The organism is Erwinia pyrifoliae DSM 12163 (assembly GCF_000026985.1).
GTDB lineage: Bacteria > Pseudomonadota > Gammaproteobacteria > Enterobacterales > Enterobacteriaceae > Erwinia > Erwinia pyrifoliae.
Genome location: NC_017390.1, coordinates 549,860 through 569,730 on the forward strand (window position 1 = coordinate 549,860; position 19,871 = coordinate 569,730).

Genomic DNA, 19,871 nt, shown 5'->3' on the forward strand with positions numbered 1-19,871 from the left:
GGTAATCACATGCCAATGCCATCANAACCTGAGAGATGGCGCTTTAGAGCGGTTCAGCCTGTTTAACCTTTGAGAACAGGGACCCTTGCGGTTAAGGTCCAGTCAACCTGCTTCCTGATTTATCTACATTCCCNCGGGACAACGCTTCCCGTCATGGGTGGTTGTTTCCCCTTATTCACGGAGATATCACCATGTTTTTACTCAATACTCTTCATTCTGTAGCCGTATTTACTGAACGCGCCGTCCGCCGTATTGCGCCTGAATCACGTTTTTCAGGGTGGCTTTGTTGTTTCAGAAGTGACGCAGAAGCGTTATGTCTGATCGCTGATGAACTTGAACGCGCTGCAACCTACACCCGNCCGGAGCATAAGATGCTGGCTGAATTCAGCGTTTACCACGCGGCTTACTTCTTCGCAGATCGCCAGTATCACGGCATGATGAAACGCTGGCCCCGGGCATTGCTCAGGTCACTGGCCAATAGCGGTTTACGCCTTGATGCCACGCAGTGGCAGGAAGGCTGTAACCAGGCGAGATAGTCGCAGACCGTGACGTCCGATCCTTCTTTCGGTGGCTGAGTTTACGCCGAAAAATTCACTACAACATTTGTTTACCCACACCGGGACTTTGCTCCCGTCGGGCAGGGTTCCGTTTCCATATTGAGGAGCCTGCCATGTCTGTTTCTACTTCTTCTGCTTCGGCCTGTATGTCCATTTACGATATAACGGTTGCCCGCCTTGGCGAGAGCACCCGCTCCTGCGTTGACTTCATCATGATGATTTCCGTCATGGAGAGCGCGCTGCTAACCATCCGCGCCCTGAACAACTGCGGTATTCCTGACCATATCGATCAGGATGGTTGTCCGGATCGCGTCTGGGAGGTTGTTCATATTGCCGGGCTGTTGGGCGAGGCCTGTGAACTGAAGCTGATACCGGAATATCTTTTTCAGCGTTACGTTGCTGAGGTGATACTTATTGGTCTCAGCCTTGATGAATGCGCCTGGAACTACGGATTCAGGGATGGCGTCAGTAATGCCCATTTTGCCCAGATGGTCGATTGACATACACACAAACGCTTTTCAACCCGCGCGGGGAAAACCTCCCTGCAGCTGCGGTGAGGATTTCTCCGCTTTTTAACCAAAGGAGAAATCCATGAGAAGTATACTTCTTTCACTGATCGCCCATGCAATGGCCGGACTCAACCGCCTTTCTTTGGCACTGGATCCGCAGCAGTCTGAATGGTTTACCAACCGCAGCGGCCACAGCAGTTTCCGCCCGGAGATTATTCCGCAAGGGAGTGGCTTTAACGCCGTGATATCCCGTCGTACCGGGTACAGCTCGCGCGACTGGCGCTATCAGCCGCATGCCAGCGCTGGCCAGTTCTCCTCCGCACGTAAGGCTTTACGCGCGGGACGAAGGATGGCCCGGCAGATGGCCGAACTGCGCTACCGCTTTGACTGAATGTTCTTGATAAATTAACTCACTTCCCGGGGGGACTTTCCCTTCCGGGGAGGTCTCCTCCTTATGTCAGGAGGCATGATGATCCGCTTTACCTCAACTCAACTTCGTCCGGTTTTATCTCAACGGGGAGGGATGCAACGCCCTCTGATACTTGAGAAAAATTTGGGCATCTACATCCGTGTTCCGGATGACAAAAATCCCGGTGAATGGCTTAAAGCCTGGGCCGTGGGCTGCAATCCTTCAACCGATAACAACTGGTCAGAGAACGCCGATGCCCTGATTGCTGAAAAGGAGTACTCGTTTCAGACCTTTATGGCGCAGAGCTCGTTTGACGCGGTGCTGAATGATCACCATGACCTGTTAATGACTCCGGTCAATAACCCTTCGACCGGTATGACGGTTAAGAAAGAGACGCGTCCGCCGCAAAAGGTGTACGTACCGGTTGGCGAGTTCCGCAATCAGGTTCAGTGGCTTCACGACCAGTCCCTCAGGCACTTCCACGCCTGCGTGAGTAACTCCGAACGACTCAGCTGGCGATCGCAGGCGCTGTCTGTGCTGGACCAGGTTATCCGGCTTGATGCAAAGCGCGCCAAACCTGCCGATCGCGAGATGTTTGACAGCGCGGTGCGCAGCGTACGCGACCGCATCCGCCAGGTGATGTCGGACGGCTTCGTACGGTATGCCTGATAACTGATTTACCCACTCACCGGTGGCGCATCGTCCGCCACCGGGACGGATGCGCCCGATACTCAGAGGTTGCATCCCCATGAAGAAAACCCCACGCGGCCGCAAGGCTGCATCCACTCAACGAACTGACCTGTATCAGCAGGTCACCGATAAAATCATTCTGGCACTGGAAAACGGTGTGCCCCCCTGGCGACGGCCGTGGCGTTCTGCACAGAACGTGCACGGCAGCGCGCTGCCGGTGAATGCCACCACCGGCCGCCACTACAGCGGTGTCAATATTCCGCTGCTGTGGATGGCTGCCGAAGAGCATGGCTATACCTCCGACCGCTGGCTGACTTACCAGCAGGCGAAGACCGCCGGTGGTCAGGTCAGAAAGGGCGAGCGCAGCGCGCTGGCCATTATCTACAAACCGTTTGAAAAACAGGCGCGGGACAACAGTGACAACCTGCTGTTCCGGGACGGTGAACCGGTAATGGAACAGCTGGCGATGCTGCGCCCGCTGCAACTGTTCAACGTTGCCCAGTGTGACGGCCTGCCGGATACGATACGGGGCGGCCTGAGGGAAGAAGCGCCAGAGAACAGCGCGGTGCTCAGTGCGGAGCGACTGCAACGGGTGCAGAGCATCGTTAACGCCACTGGCGTCAGCTGCGCTCACTACCGGCAGAACCGGGCGTACTATCAGCCGCTGTCCGACCGCATTGTCATGCCAACCGTTGCGCAGTTTGCATCAGAGGCGGACTACTGCTCCACGCTGCTGCACGAGCTGGTGCACGCCAGCGGTCACGGCAAACGTCTGAACCGTGTGGGTATTACCTCGTCGTCCAGAAAATTCGGTGACCCGGTTTATGCCTTTGAAGAACTGATTGCCGAAACCGGCAGCGCGTTCCTCTGCGCTGAGCTTGGCGTCATCGGTGAGGTACAGCACGAAAGCTATCTCGCCAGCTGGCTGAAGGCGCTGCGTGAAGACAAAAAAGCGTTTTTCCGCGCCTGCCGGTTTGCCCGGGAAGCATCGGAATATCTGCTACAGCCGCTGAACCGTCAGACGGTGCAGGCGGCTTAACTTAACCCGACGACTGCGGTCGTCATCATCCCCCTGAGGGTATCTTCCTCAGGGAGATGCCCTCTTTTCGTTTCAACCGTAAAGAGGAGTACAACTATGTTTTCATGGTGCCATAACCGTCTGGACATCACCGGTAAGTCTGTCTGCATCGATGTGATGCAGTCGTGGATCGTCGGCACGGAAACCCCGCGTTACCGCCACGCCATCCGCCAGGCCATAAAGCTGTTTCTGGCCGGCTGTGCCGGGATACTTAAACCGGTAAAAGCCACCACGTATCCGGCTTACCCGGCGCTCACCGCGTCAGGGTTGGGAGCGCAGACGTCTGCTAACCACGCGTTCCAGCACTTCCTCGAACTGCTGGAGAAGGACGCCTGGCTTGACGGTGCGACGCTTTCCCGCATGGAGAAAATCTGGCTGCAGTCCGGTATCGATGGGCTGAAGTGGGAGAATATTCCCCTGGCAGCGCGGCAGATAATATCGCAGCTGGTGGCGGTTCATTACGCAGACTGGTTCGGCGTCGCCAGCGGCGCAGGGCAGTTCGACCCGCAGGAGCGCTGGGATTCTCTCAGCATCATGCCGGAGACAACCTGTCCCTGCGACATGCTGATGGTGATGCCGTCACGTCTGGCGACGGAGCTGAACGGCACCAGTGGCCTGTTCAGCGGACTCAACACCACGTCAGAGCTCTATATGCAGCTGTTCGGCATGGAGTTTCCGGCGGGGCACCAGGCCCGCTGGAGTCGTGAGGATATCAGCTCGCTGGCGCTCACGCTGTCATCGCCCGGGTATCCACCGTCGGGTGAGGTGATGGGGCAGATGTCGTCGCTGTTTGACTGCGAAATCCGCCACTACTGGATCTCTCAAGATACGGGACTGTCGGGTTATAACTGCTTTGACCGTGGAGATCACGTCGACAGCGGACCTTATCCGTCTGACGTACGGGATGCAGCGACCGGCGGTGAGGGCGCACGCATATATCTGCTGGCACCCGAGGCGTCTGGCGCTGGTGCTGCGCAGTACGGCAGCGTCCGCGCATAGAACATACTGCCGGCTTATCCGGTCAGGCATACCGGTCACCGCGCAAGCCGTGGCCGTTTTTTTCACCCACAGGGGAAACACCGTTTCCCCTGTGGATGGTGTTTTCCTTTTTACCGGAAATACCTGTGAAAAACGCCATCAACCATGAGAATGCCTTTATCTCCCTCTTTGACCAGACTGCCCGTTATCATCACCGGTATCAGGTTTTTGAGGATTTCATCAGCTGTAGCGTTATCGCGCTGCAAAACGGTTTGCAGTTCTGCGACAGGCGCGAGCAAAAATATATGCGCATCGTGAGCAAATACCAGAAGCCGGATGTCACCAATATGGCACAACTGCTGGCGCACGTTGTCAGCGGCCTTGAAGAGTCACCCGGAGATTTTCTCGGGCGCGTCTTTATGCTGCTGGAGCTGGGCGACAAGTACCGTGGACAGTTTTTTACTCCGTGGAGCGTGGGGGTGATGATGGCTCAACTGCAACTCGGCAACGTGGAGGAGCAGTTCAGGGATAAACCCTTTATCACCCTGTCAGAACCGACCTGCGGCGCGGGCTGCATGGCGCTGGCCTTCGCCAGCGTTCTGCGGGAGGTGGGTTTTCCACCACACCGGAGGATGTGGGTATCGGCTACCGATATCGATCCGCTGGCGGCGGGGATGGCTTATATCCAGCTCTCGCTGTGCGGCGTGGCCGGAGAAGTGGTTATCGGGAATGCACTCAGTGATGAGCGCCGGCGAGTGCTGTATACGCCGATGCACTACTGGGGAGGATGGCCATACCGCTTGCGATCCAGGATAAATCGGGACAGCGCTGTTGCTGTGTAGCAGCGGTTTCAATTATTACTACATCAGACAGGTCGGGAAACCGGCCTGTTTTTTTTGTGGTATTCATCTTCAGCAGGTGATGGAGGCGCGGCTATTTTACTTTTGATAACAGTGAATTAGTCAGGTGCTGCTTCCCGTTCCTGAGGATTTCTTACGTATCACCATCACCGGCCATACCTTACGCGCAGGACTACGCCAGCGCCACTGGCGGAACAGGATCTCCAGCTGCATCACGGCTCTTGCCGCTGGCGTAAAGGGGACAGAGAACGCCCGACAGCGGAAGTGCCGGCCGGACTCTGCCAGATGCGCTTTCAGACGAGTGGCCCGGTTCGTCGTCAGCAGGTGGGATGAGACGATAACGGTGCGGTTTTTCTGCAGTGCCTCGCAGGTTGACCGATTCACGCTGGACCAGAACGCCCGGATCTGTTGTGCTGAAAGTCTTACCGTGGGTTGCCAGGGCGAAAGATGGACGTAAGCTCGTCCTTTACGACGGCTTGCCAGACTGAGGTGCGGACGAAACTGTCGCTCAAGCCAGCCCAGCGGCCGCAGCAGAAACGGCATGCAGAATATCAGCGGCCATACCAACAGCAGCCAGCTGGTGCCTGACGTATACAGGATGCTGACACCTGCCGAAATACCCAGCCAGATAATAAAATACGCCACGATGATGGCCTGCTGCATAGTCAATCCCCTGAAAAGTCTGCTCAGACTGAGGCAGTAAAGAGAACATCCTGAATGCCGGGAAGCAGCCGGAAACTGTGAAGCCGGGTCGTGGAATTTAAGCAAGCGGGATTTGTAGCGCCGGGCATTCCGGGTTTTCCATTGTCATTGCGCTGGGGTCTTTTAGCGTAGCGTCATTTTCAGGAGCCGAATAATGACGGGGCAACGATGCGCGGATTGAAATNGTTAACCGGCAGGAACGTAAAGGCGGGTGCGGGACGCCTGGCCGTGCCAGAGCAGTATGGACGCAATGCCGCTGATTCGGCAGGCTTTCATCCGTTAAAAACCGGCGCTGTGCTGCTACAGACGGATGAGCGTCGTCGTCTTATCCGCGTGCTGACTGAGAACAGTCCGCTGTCAACGCCGGTTACGGAAGCCTGGTGGCTGCGACCGCTGGAGGAGATGGCTGCCCGCGTACAGGAGTGCCCGGCGGCCTGGAACGGGCAATTTTCCGGCCCCGGCGGATTTACTGACCTGAGCCTGAACGTGGCGACGCGGGCAGTAAGACTGGTGCGCGGCATGATGCTGCCGCCGGGTGCCACGCCGGAGGAACAGGCAGAGCAGGGGGCTGGCTGGGCCTGCGCCCTGTACTGGGCCGGGCTGTTTCATCACTTTGAATGGCTCACGCAGATGGAAGGGGCAACGAAAAGCGGGCGACCCTGGTATCCGGGGCTTAACGTACCCGCAGACCAGTGGCGGGTGCGCCCGAAAGCGTCGCCGGCCGGAGGGATGAACGCCATGTATATGGCCATCCGCCTGCTGCCCGCAGAGGGACTGATTTGGTTGCAGAGGTGGCCAGCCATTTCTGACAGCCTGCTCGGTTTCCTTGCCGGAAGCAGGGCGGGATCTGGCCTTCTGAACAGTATCGTCAGCGACGCCCGCAACAGCTGCGGTTTTACCGGAGGCACGGTTACCGATGTACCGCCTCCGGCTGGAGTCAGCCCGGTCGTGACCGTTCCGGAAACAGGCCATATCTCCCCGAAACTATATGAAAACGAAGCCGTGCCATTGTCCAGTGTCAGCAGTGCTTTGCCCGTTGAAAATCATATTGTTACAACTCCCCAGCCATATACTCAGTCTGCGGAAAACAAGGTGCACCCCCAGGTGATTAACAGCCTTGTTTCCGATACTGCGCTGTTGTCAGCACTGGGCAGCGAAGAGAGCATTCCGGCAGATAACGAAAGTGACGATCGGCAGCAGCAGGTGCCCGGCGGAAACCTGATGTCCATGCTGGATCTGATGGCAGAGGGGCAGCCCCTTCCGTCAGCTGATGAGGCACCGGTGCTGCCGGAGTCAGCGCCGGCAGGGGAAGAGAGCATCAGCGAAGTCAGCCGGCAGGAGAGCGGTAAGACGGAAATAACGGACGGCGAGAGATTTCTGCAGTGGCTCAGGCAATCCATCACTGACGGCACGCTTTCCGTTAACGAACGTGACAGCGTGCTGCACATTCTGGCCAGGTTTATTTTTGTCGCCTCACCGGACGTTTTTTATAAGTACATCTCATCCGCAGGTGATGATATTCAGGATAAACATCAGCTACAGAAAAGTTTTGAAGCGCTCTCTGTCCATCATTCACGAAATGGAAAGGGGCTTTATCATTACCATAAATACGACGCGCCGGATAAAAGCGGACGCTTTATAAAGGTGTCAGGTTATATGATTGAGACTAATCTTATTTTCAGAAAAGGGAGTTGTCCGCCGGACAGTATATGGCTTTCACCAAGAAGTTAATGCGTAAGGCATTAGTGAAAAAAACGAGGGATTTATGGCTGATGTGATGACGTTTGATGATGTATTGATTGACTATTTTTTCAGTAAGTCTCTGCGTCCTGCGACAGAGTGGAGCTATAGAAAAGTGGTTAAGTCTTTCATCAGCTTTACAGGTAATGAAGTAGTGCCTGAAGAAGTAGATAAAAAACTGGTTCTGCAGTGGCGACGCAAGGTCATTATTGAAGACGGACTCACTAAAATTACATGGAATAATAAGCTGACACATATGCGCGCCATTTTTAACCATGCTATTACGCAGGGGCACATCTCTCAAAGGGAAAATCCGTTTAATGGCACCGTTGTCCGGCCAGATGTCAAACGCAAGAAAACTCTCAACGATGCACAGATTAAAAAAATATACCTGCTTATGGAGGCACGAGAGGCTGAAGAGCGGACGGGTAGGGTTGGCGCATGTAAGAATGCGCTAAGGCCTGCCTGGTTCTGGATGACGGTTGTGGACATATTACGCCGGACCGGGATGAGGCAGAATCAGTTGCTGCATATACGCCTCTGTGACGTTAATTTCGAACACAACTGGATCAGCCTTCGCCCGGAAGGGGCAAAAAACCATCGTGAGCACCGTGTGCCCATCACAACACACCTGCGACCACGACTGGAAAGGCTTTATGACCAGTCAGTCGGGCGGGGGGCAAAGATGGCCGATCAGTTATTTAATATCTCACGCTTTGACGGACGCAGGAAAGAAACCAGCGAGAATATGGATCATCCGCCTTTACGCGCCTTTTTCAGGCGTCTTTCTAATGAGTGCGGATTTGTGGTAAGCCCGCATCGTTTCAGACACACGATTGCCACGAACCTGATGAGCTTACCCGACCGGAACCTCAAGATGGCGCAGGATCTGTTAGGGCACTCCACACCGGCCGTTACGCTGCAATATGTCGAGAGTGATATTGAAAAGGTGAGGTTCGTGCTGGAACAGCTCGATGCGTCCTAAGGAAAATCTCAAGTCAGATCTAAGCGTTTGTTTATAAAAATGGAAAAAAAGAAGAGGAAAGCTTTACAAAATATTGACACTGAGAGAAGGAGAGGGTAAATACGTTCATGAAAGGTTTTTAATGGATGTGAAAAACCCGGAGGATGCACTAACATCCTCCGGACTTTTCAGTCCCGTGTTTAACTGTGGTGTGGTAAGCAAAGTACCATCATCAAGTTGGGGACCATTTTACATGCCCGTCAGGAGTTTAATCTCTTAACGAACAGGCTCTGAAGATGGTGCCCGGACTCGGAATCGAACCAAGGACACGGGGATTTTCAATCCCCTGCTCTACCGACTGAGCTATCCGGGCAACGGGGCGCATTAAACCGTAAAGGCCGTTCGGCGTCAACGGGTTTGTCATAAAAAAGTGCTAAAACCCGCTCGGCTGACTGCTTTTTATCCGCATGGAATAAAAGCTGTTCAGCTTAGTGCACCGTTCTTACGGCACAGGGCATTACTCACTATGTCTTCCGCCAGGCGGCGAGCGTTCTCCACCTCCTGCACGTTACGTTTCACCAGCAGGCGCGACAGGCAACCTTCCAGAATCAGCTCCATCTGATGCGCGACCAGTGGCGGGTTGTCTGTTTCCAGCTCGCAGAGCAGGGCGTGGGAAAATTGCCATGACGCCTGCTTTTGCAGCTCTGCGACCTCATGAATGGGGTGATCAGGCTGTGGATAGAAACTACAGGCGGCAATAAACAGACAGCCGGGATAACGCTGATTGTTTACCGCTTCCGCCAGTACCTGATAGCGGGCCAGCAGTTTCTGTTCGGCATTCAGGCTGTCATCCAGCAGCAGCTTGTGCCGCCAGGTGTCAATCTGCTGACCATGATAACGCAGTGCGTCGTACAGCAGCGCATCGCGGTCTGACCAGAAACGTTGCAGTTGCTGTTCACTATATCCCAGCTCGTTCGCCATCATGACCAGAGACGTGGTGGCGGCGAGTCCGTGCTGCTCCAGGGTATTCAGAGCCTGTTTAAGTACTTGTTCACGCTGCACGCGGTTCTCCACATTTACCATTTAACGTTTTAGTGTCGTTTACCGCGCCAGTTTCTGCAAATGCGCGTGGAAATCTGAGGGTTTCATAAAACCCGTCACGCGCGATCCGGGAATTTCGTGCCCGTCGGCAGCAAAAAACAGAATGGTCGGCAGGCCCAACACATTCAGATGCTTAAGCAGGGCGCTGTCACGGGCGTTATTCGCTGTTACATCTGCCTGTAACAGCTGCATAGAAGCGAGCGCTGCGCGTACCGGGGCATCACGGAAGGTGTACTTATCAAACTCTTTGCAGGCCACGCACCAGTCGGCGTACAGGTCGAGCATGGTAATTTTGCCGTTGCTGCTTTGCAGTTGCTGGTTAAGCAGCCCAGCATGGGTAACAGGCGTAAAGCTGATTGGTGCCGCCGCTTGTGGGGCAGGGGCGTTGCCAAAAGCCCAGTCCTGTAATGGACGGGCAGCGATTAACATGGCACCTAACAGCAGAATTTGCAGCACGCGCAGCCAGCCGCAGTTGCTCTTCAGGCTACTGATAAAGGCCCAGCCGAAGAACGCCACGCCCAGCCCGCTCCACATCCGCAGTCCCCAGCTTTCACCGACCACGCGCTCCAACAGGAATACCGGCAGGGCGAGAATGACAAAGCCAAAACCTTCTTTCACCGTTTGCATCCACGGGCCGTTTTTCGGCAACAGACGGTTACCGAACAGGGTAATGGCGATCAGCGGCAGGCCCATCCCAAGTGCGTACAGATACAGGGTTCCGGCTCCGGTCAGCATGTTCCCGCTCTGGGCGATATACAGCAGGATGGCGCTGAGCGGCGCGGTGGTGCAGGGCGAGCAGATCAGCCCCGCCAGCGCGCCCATCAGGAATACGCCGGGCAGTGAACCGCCCTGCTGGCGGTTGCTCCACAGCGTCAGACGGGTTTGCAGCGCGGAGGGAAGCTGCAGGTTGAACAGGCCAAACATCGACAGCGCCAGCAGGATAAACAGCGCGGAGAGCACCATCAGCACGGCAGGTGCCTGCAATGCGGCCTGGAAACGCAGCCCGGCAGCCGCCACCACTACGCCCATCAGCGTATAGGTCAGCGCCATCCCCTGTACATAAAGCATGGCAAGTGCAAACAGGCGGCTCAGGCTGTACTGACGATTGCCGCCGAGGATAATAGCGGAAATCAGCGGATACATCGGCAGTACGCAGGGAGTGAAAGCGACGCCGATACCGATCAGCAGCGCCCACAGTGCGGAAAATGGCAGAGAATGTTCATTGCTATCCTCCACTAAGCTGGCTGGCATGGCTGCATTCGCCAATGAACTCTGCGCGGCAACCGCGTTTAAAGGTACGTTACGCGTTTCCGGTGGATAGCAAAACCCGGCGGCGGCGCACCCCTGATAGCTCACCGTGAGCTGTGCGCCGGCAGCAGCCTGAATGAGGGTGAACGGCAGCGTCAGACTGTGCGGATAAACTGCCATTTTGCCGTAGAATTCATCTTCGTGCGGTTGCCCGGCCGGCAGGCTCCACTGGGCGAGGGTTGCACCTTTCAGGCTAATTTTGATCTGCTGGCGATAAAGGTAATAGCCTGGTTTAATCTGCCAGCTAAGGTGTAGGCGCTCATTTTTCTGAGAAAAATCAAATGAAAAGGCTTGGTTGGCCGTGACAAACTGAGCAGAGTTGTTCTGCCCAAACAACGACGCGCTGGCGTTCAGGCTGAACAGGGTGGTTAACAGCAGGAAAATAAAGGGCGTAATGCGCTGGTCCATGACGGGTATTTGCTCTCTCCATATGAAACGGGTAATGGCGAATTTCACGATTCTGGCCATTCCTTGTGCGGCAAGCGCAGATAATAGCATGGCAGAGCGGGTATGGGGTTTTCAGGATATAACGATCGGACCGGGGGGTAAATCATTGGAGCCATAACGACATGACGGGGGCCAATCGCGGCTGGCGATCGGCCCGCAGGGGCACGTCTACAGCAGAACCCCTCCCAGCAAGAAACCAAACGCCACCGACAGGACGATGGCCAATGTGCCGGGCACCAGGAATGAGTGATTAAACACCAGGCTGCCAATGCGCGTCGAGCCGGTATCGTCCATCTCGACCGCCGCGAGTAATGTTGGATAGGTTGGCAGCACAAACAGGGCGGAAACCGCAGCAAATGACGCGACGGCGGTGACCGGTGAGACGCCCAGCATCAGTGCCGCAGGCATCAGCGCTTTGGTGGTGGCCGCCTGTGAGTAAAGCAGGGTGGATGCAAAGAACAGGATAACTGCCAGCATCCACGGATAATCATGCAGCAGATTGCCTGCCACCTGCTGAATATCGCCAATATGGGCTTTGACAAAGGTATCTCCCAGCCATGCCACGCCCAGTACGCAGACGCAGGCGCTCATGCCGGATTTGAAAGTGCTGGCATTCAGGATCTCTGCGCTATCAATCTTACAGCTAAAGCAGATCAGCATGGCCACCGTCAGCATAAACACCACGATGGCTTCGTTACGTGGCAGTACCGGGTTGTCGATCAGCCCCACCGCATCGCCGATCGCGGTGGCGTACATTACTACGGCGACAATGCCTGCCAGCAGCAGCACAACCGAGCGTTTCGCTCCCGGTTTTAGCTCGAACTTGCTGGCCCCGCGCAGTGTGACTTCCCCTTTCGCCAGCCGGGCCTGAAACAAGGCATCGTCTTTCAGCTCTTTACCGAGGAAATTAGTGATTAAAGCAGCGATAAAGATACCCGCCATGGTCGCGGGAATAGCGACCGCCAGCAGCATCAGGTAACTGATCCCTTTTGGCTCAAGGATGCCGGCCATAAACACCACCGCCGCTGATATCGGTGAGGCGGTGATCGCTATTTGCGATGCAACCACGGCAATCGACAGCGCACGGGAAGGGCGCACTCCCTGCTCCTTGGCGACTTCAGCAATCACCGGCAGCGTGGAGAATGCAGTATGTCCGGTTCCCGCCAGCAGGGACATCAGATACGTCACCAGTGGAGCGAGCAGGGTAATGTAACGCGGATGCTTACGCAGCAGGCGCTCGGCCAGATTAACCAGATAATCCATGCCGCCAGCCACCTGCATAGCGGCAATGGCGGCGATGACCGCCATAATGATTTCTATGACATCGAACGGAATCGCCCCTGGCAAGATCTGAAATCCGAGGGTTAATACCAGTACCCCAAGACCGCCAGCGAAGCCGATGCCTATCCCTCCCAACCGGCTACCCAGATAAATAGCGGCAAAGACGACAAGAAATTCTGGTACTAACATGGTGTTTCCTTAATTTATTACTTACTGGATGTTAATCATTTATGGGCTGTAAAAAGCAAAAGGCACGCCGCTGTGAGAACCGACGTGCCTTACATGCTCCTTCATGCCTTAAGCGGCAAATGCGTTGGCTCTGCGTGCTCCTTCTCGCTTTATCATTTTCGTTGCGCCTGCCAGAGATTTACCGGCCAACAACCTTCCTGATAACTGGCTGAGATAAGGCATGGTCAGATGGCTGCATTACTGTTCGTTTTCATCGGTGTAGCGTCTGGCTTTGTACACCGGGAACATCAGATTTTGCGTTGAGAAGATATCATCCAGTTCGCTTTCGGTCAGCAGACCACGTTCCAGCACCACTTCACGCACGCTCTTACCCGTTTCTGCGCAGATCTTGCCGACGATATCGCCGTTATGGTGGCCGATATACGGGTTGAGATAGGTGACGATACCGATGGAGTTAAACACGTAGGCTTCACATACCGCTTTGTTGGCGGTGATACCATCGACGCATTTTTCCAGCAGGTTGTAGCAGGCGTTCGTCAGAATGTGAATAGATTCGAACAGCGCCTGGCCGATCACGGGTTCCATCACGTTGAGCTGAAGCTGACCGGCTTCAGACGCCATGGTCACGGTGATATCGTTGCCGATGACTTTAAAGCACACCTGATTGACCACTTCCGGCACTACCGGGTTCACCTTGGCTGGCATGATCGAAGAACCGGCCTGCAATTCTGGCAGGTTGATTTCGTTCAGGCCGGCGCGCGGACCGGAGGAGAGCAGGCGCAGGTCATTACAAATTTTCGACAGCTTTACCGCCAGGCGCTTCAGCGAGCTGTGTACCATCACATAGGCACCGCAGTCGGAAGTGGCTTCGATTAAGTCTTCAGCTGGAACACAGGCCAGGCCGCTGACTTCCGCCAGTTTGGCCACCGCCAGTTGCTGATAGCCATCCGGAGTATTGAGGCGTGTACCGATTGCCGTTGCGCCGAGATTGACCTCCAGCAGCAGTTCAGCGTTGCGCAAAATGCTACGGATCTCTTCATTTAATAGCACGTTAAAGGCATGAAACTCCTGGCCGAGGGTCATCGGCACCGCGTCCTGTAGCTGGGTACGGCCCATTTTCAGAATAGTATTAAACTCAACCGCTTTCCGCTGGAAGCCTTCGCTCAATTGACCGATAGCGTCGAGGAGTTTGAGAATGGAGCTGTAAACCGCGATGCGAAAACCGGTAGGATAGGCATCGTTGGTGGACTGGCATTTGTTGACGTGATCGTTCGGGTTAAGGAACTGATACTCACCTTTCTGATGGCCCATGATCTCCAGGCCGATATTCGCCAACACTTCATTGGTGTTCATATTCACTGAAGTGCCCGCGCCGCCCTGATAAACATCGATCGGGAACTGATCCATACACTTGCCGTTGTTCAGCACTTCGTCACAGGCGCTGATAATGGCATTGGCCACGTTGCGCGGAATAGTTTGTAATTCTTTGTTCGCCAGCGCGGCTGCCTTTTTCACCATCACCATGCCGCGCACAAACTCAGGAATATCGCTGATTTTGCTGTTGCTGATGTAAAAGTTTTCAATCGCACGCAAAGTATGAACACCGTAGTACGCATCCGCAGGAACTTCGCGCATGCCAAGTAGGTCTTCTTCGATACGAATGTTATTAACCATGAGAACCTTCTTTAAGGGGGGATACTGATAGAATCATCACAGCGTCACTGCTGTGTTAGCAGGCATCATCCCATGAATATGCGACCTGAAGCGCCTGCTGCGACATTTTATCTGTTTGTGTCGGGGTGAGCACGATCATATTCCGATGTCATGCAAAAGACTGGACTCGGATCGCATAATTTTGTGTCATATCATACAGCTTCAATGATACATGGTCTGGGTAACATTGGCAGTTCCCAAAGGATTTTCAACATTTTAAGTTGAAAATCCGGGTTAGCGTTCCCATTTTCTATATTACAGGTCGTTACGAACCTCATTTTATGTCGTCGTGTATGCTGCAAGGCGGCCATTGATACAGGAGAATACGGTGCGCTGGTTACCGTTCTTAATTATGTTTGTCCTGGTATGGATTGAGATTTCTCTCTTCATTCAGATTGCCCATGTCATCGGGGTATTATTGACGATGCTGCTGGTGATTTTCACCTCCTGCATTGGCATCTCGCTGGTGAAGAACCAGGGGATGAAGAATTTTATGTTGATGCAGCAGAAGCTCCATGCGGGTGAAAGCCCGGCGGCAGAGATGACCAAAAGCGTGTCGCTGGTACTGGCGGGCTTCCTGCTGCTGCTACCGGGTTTCTTTAGCGACTTTATTGGCCTGCTGCTGCTGCTGCCACCGGTACAGAAGCATCTGACGCTTAAGCTGATGCCGCATCTGAAAATGCGGCGTGGGCCGGGTGCCGGTCCCGACAGCGGAGTGACCGTTGACGGTGAATTTGAGCGCAAAGAGGTTATGCGGATTGAGCACGACGATGGCAACCCCCCTCATCAATAACCGCAGCTGGCACGGCGCGCACCTCTGACGGTCGCGCCGTTTTGCTATCTGCCTGCTCTGGTGGCTAAAAAAACGGCAAATGCCGCAGTGAATAAAAAAAATCGCTTCTGCCCCTTGAAAGGCCATCAGTACGGCCGCATCTCTTCCGTCACGAGGCCGGTAGCCCATGTAGCCCGGCTTTCATCCCAAACTGATTGGACTTCTCAAAGGAGAGCTAACAATGAAAATTCGTCCATTGCACGATCGTGTGATCGTCAAGCGTAAAGAAGTTGAATCCAAATCTGCTGGCGGCATTGTACTGACCGGTTCTGCAGCGGGTAAATCTACCCGTGGCGAGGTTCTGGCAGTTGGCAACGGCCGCATCCTGGAAAGCGGTGACGTCAAGCCGCTGGACGTGAAAGTGGGTGACGTGGTCATCTTCAGCGAAGGCTACGGCGCGAAAACCGAAAAAATCGACAACGAAGAAGTTCTGATCATCTCAGAAAGCGACATTCTGGCAATTGTTGAAGCGTAATTCACTGAACGTAACGAATTTAAGGAAAAAGATAAAATGGCAGCTAAAGACGTAAAATTCGGTAATGACGCTCGCGTAAAAATGCTGCGCGGTGTGAACGTACTGGCAGATGCAGTGAAAGTGACCCTCGGCCCGAAAGGCCGTAACGTGGTGCTGGATAAATCTTTCGGCTCACCAACTATTACGAAAGATGGTGTTTCCGTCGCGCGTGAAATCGAACTGGAAGACAAGTTCGAAAACATGGGCGCGCAGATGGTGAAAGAAGTCGCTTCTAAAGCTAACGATGCAGCCGGTGACGGCACCACCACCGCTACCGTACTGGCTCAGTCCATCGTGAACGAAGGTCTGAAAGCCGTTGCGGCGGGCATGAATCCAATGGACCTGAAGCGCGGCATCGACAAAGCGGTTATCGCTGCGGTTGAAGAGCTGAAAAAACTGTCCGTGCCTTGCTCTGACTCTAAAGCTATCGCTCAGGTAGGTACTATCTCTGCCAACTCCGATGAAACCGTGGGCGAACTGATTGCTCAGGCGATGGAAAAAGTGGGCAAAGAAGGCGTTATCACCGTTGAAGAAGGCACCGGCCTGCAGGACGAGCTGGATGTGGTTGAAGGTATGCAGTTTGATCGCGGCTACCTGTCTCCTTACTTCATCAACAAGCCAGAAACCGGTGCGGTAGAGCTGGAATCACCATTTATCCTGCTGGCTGACAAAAAAATCTCCAACATCCGCGAAATGCTGCCAGTACTGGAAGCGGTTGCTAAAGCCGGTAAACCACTGCTGATCATCGCGGAAGATGTGGAAGGCGAAGCGCTGGCTACTCTGGTGGTGAACACCATGCGTGGCATCGTGAAAGTGGCTGCGGTTAAAGCACCTGGCTTTGGCGACCGCCGTAAAGCCATGCTGCAGGATATCGCCGTGCTGACCGGTGGTACCGTAATCTCTGAAGAGATCGGTATGGAGCTGGAAAAAGCGGCTCTGGAAGATATGGGCCAGGCAAAACGCGTTGTTATCAACAAAGACACCACCACCATCATCGATGGCACCGGCGAAGAAGTGGCTATCTCTGGCCGCGTGACTCAGATCCGCCAGCAGATCGAAGAAGCGACGTCTGATTACGACCGTGAAAAACTGCAGGAGCGCGTAGCAAAACTGGCAGGCGGCGTAGCCGTGCTGAAAGTGGGCGCAGCAACTGAAGTTGAAATGAAAGAGAAAAAAGCACGCGTTGAAGATGCCCTGCACGCGACCCGTGCTGCGGTTGAAGAAGGCGTGGTTGCTGGTGGTGGCGTGGCGCTGGTTCGCGTTGCGGCAGTGCTCGCTGACCTGCGTGGTCAGAACGAAGACCAGAACGTGGGTATCAAAGTTGCCCTGCGTGCGATGGAATCTCCACTGCGTCAGATCGTTTCTAACGCCGGTGAAGAACCATCTGTGGTGACCAATGCCGTGAAAGCGGGTGAAGGTAACTACGGCTACAACGCACAGACCGAAGAGTACGGCAACATGATCGATTTCGGTATCCTTGACCCAACTAAAGTGACCCGTTCTGCTCTGCAGTACGCGGCCTCTGTTGCTGGCCTGATGATCACCACCGAATGCATGGTAACCGACCTGCCTAAAGGCGATGCGCCTGACTTAGGTGCTGGCGGCGGCGGCATGGGTGGTATGGGCGGCATGGGCGGCATGATGTAATCCCCCCAGGCACCTGTCCGAATAAACCCTCTGCCTTTGGCAGGGGGTTTTTCTTTTTGGCGGGGAAATAGTATAAGTAATGGCGCAAAGCTAACCTGATAAGCGGGTTAAGGGGCAAGGATGGGTCGGAAATCTTAATGATTTCATCGATGCCCTGGCCTGACACTGATGATAATAATATGGGGATCAAAATGCGGATTAACTTGCCGGGACTCTCTGTGGCTGCCCTGCTGCTGGCAGGCTGTAGCTCTTCTCATACGCTAAGTTCTGCGGGCGGGCGCGTGACCTTTACTGACCAGCAGCCGGCTCGCAGCTGCCAGCTGTTAGGTAACGTGACCGGCGTACAAAGCAACTGGTTCTCTGGCTCTGGCGGTGAAGGAAGTTCACTGCGCGGCGCGGCTAACGATCTGCGCAACCGTGCGGCGGAAATGGGCGGCAACGTGATTTATGGGGCCACCAGTCCAACCCAGAACTTCTGGTCCAGCTTCGCACCGTTGGATAGCAAGATGAGCGGGCAGGTCTATAAGTGCCCTTAAAGGGGCTGATTTAAAGGCTATCGGCCAGCCATGCGGGCGGATCGTCGTTCCGCCCGCATGGCATCTATTCCTGGCGCAGCTGTAAATCCAGCGGCGTTTTGCTCGGCTCCCCACCAATTTCACGCGCCAGTTTCGGCACCATATAGCCTGAGACCATCGTCAGCAGCTCACGCACGATGGCGCGTGCGCGCTCGTCACTGACGTAGAAATGCGCCGCGCCCTGCACTTTATCCAGCACATGCAGATAGTAGGGCAGGATGCCGGCATCAAACAGCGCGTTGCTCAGGGCGGCAAGCGCAGGCGCACTGTCGTTGATATCGCGCAACAGGACGCTTTGGTTAAGTAAGGTGACACCGGCACGTTTTAACATGTGCATACCGTGACGCAGATCGTCATCGATCTCCTGCGCGTGGTTGATATGGGTCACCATCAGCGTTTGCAGCCGCGACTGTGCCAGACGCTGACACAGGGCTTCGGTAATACGTTTGGGAATAACGACCGGCAGGCGGCTGTGAATACGCAGGCGCTTAAGGTGAGGGATCTGCTCAAGCTGCCCGATCAGCCAGTCCAGCTCGTGATCTTTTGCCATCAGCGGATCGCCGCCGGAAAAAATAATCTCATCCAGTTCCGGCTGTTGTCGGATATACTCCAGGGCTTGCTGCCAGTTGCGCTTGTTCCCCTGGTTTTCCTGATAGGGAAAATGGCGGCGGAAACAGTAACGGCAATTGACGGCGCAGCCGCCTTTGACCAGCAACAGCGCACGATTACGATATTTATGTAACAGACCCGGCACCACGCTGCTCTGCTCATCGAGCGGATCGGCACTGTAACCTGGTGCATCGACAAACTCCTGTCGCGAGGTGATCACCTGCAGCAGTAGCGGATCTTGCGGATCGCCTTTACGCATGCGTGCCGCGAACGCCCTGGGCACGCGCAGGGCGAAAAGACGCCGTGCGTCATGGCCTGAAACCAGCTCAGGATGGTGTTGCAACGCCAAAAGTTGCAGCAATTCGTCAGGATCGGTGATTACATCAGCAAGTTGATGTAACCATTCTTCTCGCTCAGGGGTATTTAGGGTTACAATGTGTGCCATTTTTTTGGCTAAGTACCAGTAATAAATTGTAGAGGGCCTTTATGGCGACTTATTCTAGCAACGATTTCCGTCCCGGTCTTAAAATCATGTTCGAAGGCGAACCTTACGCTATCGAATCGAGCGAGTTTGTTAAACCGGGCAAAGGCCAGGCTTTCGCGCGCGTTAAAATGCGTCGCCTGCTGACCGGCAGCCGCGTTGAAAAAACCTTCAAGTCTACCGACTCCGCTGAAGGCGCAGATGTGGTTGATACTAACCTGAACTATCTGTACAACGACGGTGATTTCTACCACTTCATGCACCCGGAAACCTTCGAACAGCATCCTGTTGAAGCGAAAACCGTGGGCGACGCGGCGAAATGGCTGCTCGACAATGCGGAATGTATTGTCACCCTGTGGAACGGAAAGCCGATCCAGGTTCTGCCACCGAACTTCGTGGAGCTGGAAATCACCGATACCGATCCAGGCCTGAAAGGCGATACCGCGGGTACCGGCGGTAAGCCCGCGACTCTCTCTACCGGTGCGGTAGTGAAAGTGCCACTGTTTGTGCAGATTGGCGAAGTGATTAAAGTGGATACCCGTTCTGGCGAATACGTTTCCCGCGTAAAATAAATCTGAACGAATCAGGGCCTGTTTTTGCAGGCCCTGTGCGTAACGAGACTGGTTGCGCTAGATTGCCGTCCCGCCTGAAGATGCTTTCCCCGGGTTCGATCAACATGCCTCATTA

General features: G+C 54.7%; 20 protein-coding genes and 1 tRNA gene. 14 read left to right on the forward strand and 7 right to left on the reverse strand.

Annotated features, from left to right (window positions below; all coding sequences use genetic code 11):
* Positions 1-371: 371 nt before the first annotated feature.
* From EPYR_RS20930 to EPYR_RS02480, 7 genes are all read left to right on the forward strand, one after another.
* Entirely contained in the window at positions 372-536 is a 165-nt protein-coding gene (locus EPYR_RS20930; RefSeq protein ID WP_231844232.1) for a hypothetical protein, read from the forward strand.
* Between the two features lie 134 nt (positions 537-670).
* Positions 671-1,057, forward strand: coding sequence for a hypothetical protein (locus EPYR_RS02455; RefSeq protein ID WP_012666832.1), 387 nt, complete (start codon positions 671-673; stop codon positions 1,055-1,057).
* A gap of 91 nt (positions 1,058-1,148) precedes the next feature.
* A complete protein-coding gene (locus EPYR_RS02460) occupies positions 1,149-1,457 on the forward strand; it encodes a hypothetical protein (protein WP_012666833.1) in 309 nt (102 codons plus the stop codon).
* Between the two features lie 78 nt (positions 1,458-1,535).
* Complete coding sequence (locus EPYR_RS02465; RefSeq protein ID WP_012666834.1) at positions 1,536-2,144, forward strand: hypothetical protein; 609 nt, start codon at positions 1,536-1,538, stop codon at positions 2,142-2,144.
* A gap of 79 nt (positions 2,145-2,223) precedes the next feature.
* Complete coding sequence (locus EPYR_RS02470) at positions 2,224-3,204, forward strand: ArdC family protein (protein ID WP_012666835.1); 981 nt, start codon at positions 2,224-2,226, stop codon at positions 3,202-3,204.
* Between the two features lie 96 nt (positions 3,205-3,300).
* Positions 3,301-4,242: a DUF1281 domain-containing protein gene (locus EPYR_RS02475; protein ID WP_012666836.1), complete on the forward strand. Its 942-nt coding sequence runs from the start codon at positions 3,301-3,303 to the stop codon at positions 4,240-4,242.
* A 95-nt stretch (positions 4,243-4,337) separates the two neighbouring features.
* On the forward strand, positions 4,338-5,063 hold the full coding sequence (locus EPYR_RS02480) for a DNA methyltransferase family protein (RefSeq protein WP_012666837.1): 726 nt from the start codon (positions 4,338-4,340) through the stop codon (positions 5,061-5,063).
* 120 nt (positions 5,064-5,183) lie between these two features.
* Here the strand turns inward: EPYR_RS02480 and EPYR_RS02485 are convergent, their stop codons facing one another.
* On the reverse strand, positions 5,184-5,744 hold the full coding sequence (locus tag EPYR_RS02485; RefSeq protein WP_012666838.1) for a hypothetical protein: 561 nt from the start codon (positions 5,742-5,744) through the stop codon (positions 5,184-5,186).
* Between the two features lie 207 nt (positions 5,745-5,951).
* Here EPYR_RS02485 and EPYR_RS02490 point away from each other — a divergent pair, with 207 nt between their 5' ends.
* Both EPYR_RS02490 and EPYR_RS02495 read left to right on the forward strand, forming a co-directional pair.
* Entirely contained in the window at positions 5,952-7,514 is a 1,563-nt protein-coding gene (locus EPYR_RS02490; RefSeq protein WP_014538505.1) for a TraI domain-containing protein, read from the forward strand.
* 34 nt (positions 7,515-7,548) lie between these two features.
* Positions 7,549-8,508, forward strand: a complete 960-nt coding sequence (locus EPYR_RS02495; RefSeq protein WP_012666840.1) for a tyrosine-type recombinase/integrase — start codon at positions 7,549-7,551, stop codon at positions 8,506-8,508.
* A gap of 276 nt (positions 8,509-8,784) precedes the next feature.
* Here the strand turns inward: EPYR_RS02495 and EPYR_RS02500 are convergent.
* From EPYR_RS02500 to aspA, 5 genes are all read right to left on the reverse strand, one after another.
* Positions 8,785-8,860 (reverse strand) — tRNA-Phe (locus EPYR_RS02500).
* Between the two features lie 110 nt (positions 8,861-8,970).
* Entirely contained in the window at positions 8,971-9,549 is a 579-nt protein-coding gene (locus EPYR_RS02505; RefSeq protein ID WP_012666841.1) for a transcriptional regulator, read from the reverse strand.
* A 39-nt stretch (positions 9,550-9,588) separates the two neighbouring features.
* The gene (locus EPYR_RS02510; protein WP_012666842.1) at positions 9,589-11,304 is read right to left on the reverse strand and encodes a protein-disulfide reductase DsbD; all 1,716 of its coding nucleotides are present in this window, start codon (positions 11,302-11,304) and stop codon (positions 9,589-9,591) included.
* Positions 11,305-11,511: 207 nt separating this feature from the next.
* A complete protein-coding gene (locus EPYR_RS02515) occupies positions 11,512-12,813 on the reverse strand; it encodes an anaerobic C4-dicarboxylate transporter (RefSeq protein ID WP_012666843.1) in 1,302 nt (433 codons plus the stop codon).
* A 237-nt stretch (positions 12,814-13,050) separates the two neighbouring features.
* Entirely contained in the window at positions 13,051-14,487 is a 1,437-nt protein-coding gene (gene aspA / locus EPYR_RS02520; RefSeq protein ID WP_012666844.1) for an aspartate ammonia-lyase, read from the reverse strand.
* Positions 14,488-14,854: 367 nt separating this feature from the next.
* On the opposite strand from aspA, the gene EPYR_RS02525 reads away from it, so the two are divergent.
* The 4 genes from EPYR_RS02525 (at position 14,855) to EPYR_RS02540 (ending at position 18,055) form a co-directional block, all read left to right on the forward strand.
* Positions 14,855-15,319, forward strand: coding sequence for an FxsA family protein (locus tag EPYR_RS02525; protein ID WP_012666845.1), 465 nt, complete (start codon positions 14,855-14,857; stop codon positions 15,317-15,319).
* A 220-nt stretch (positions 15,320-15,539) separates the two neighbouring features.
* A complete protein-coding gene (locus EPYR_RS02530; RefSeq protein ID WP_004160183.1) occupies positions 15,540-15,833 on the forward strand; it encodes a co-chaperone GroES in 294 nt (97 codons plus the stop codon).
* A gap of 36 nt (positions 15,834-15,869) precedes the next feature.
* Positions 15,870-17,519: a chaperonin GroEL gene (groL, locus tag EPYR_RS02535; RefSeq protein WP_012666846.1), complete on the forward strand. Its 1,650-nt coding sequence runs from the start codon at positions 15,870-15,872 to the stop codon at positions 17,517-17,519.
* Positions 17,520-17,710: 191 nt separating this feature from the next.
* Entirely contained in the window at positions 17,711-18,055 is a 345-nt protein-coding gene (locus EPYR_RS02540) for a DUF4156 domain-containing protein (protein ID WP_014538509.1), read from the forward strand.
* A 64-nt stretch (positions 18,056-18,119) separates the two neighbouring features.
* Here EPYR_RS02540 and epmB read toward each other — a convergent pair whose 3' ends face one another.
* Positions 18,120-19,148: an EF-P beta-lysylation protein EpmB gene (epmB, locus tag EPYR_RS02545; protein WP_012666848.1), complete on the reverse strand. Its 1,029-nt coding sequence runs from the start codon at positions 19,146-19,148 to the stop codon at positions 18,120-18,122.
* Positions 19,149-19,189: 41 nt separating this feature from the next.
* Here epmB and efp point away from each other — a divergent pair, with 41 nt between their 5' ends.
* On the forward strand, positions 19,190-19,756 hold the full coding sequence (gene efp / locus EPYR_RS02550) for an elongation factor P (protein WP_012666849.1): 567 nt from the start codon (positions 19,190-19,192) through the stop codon (positions 19,754-19,756).
* Positions 19,757-19,871 lie beyond the last annotated feature (115 nt).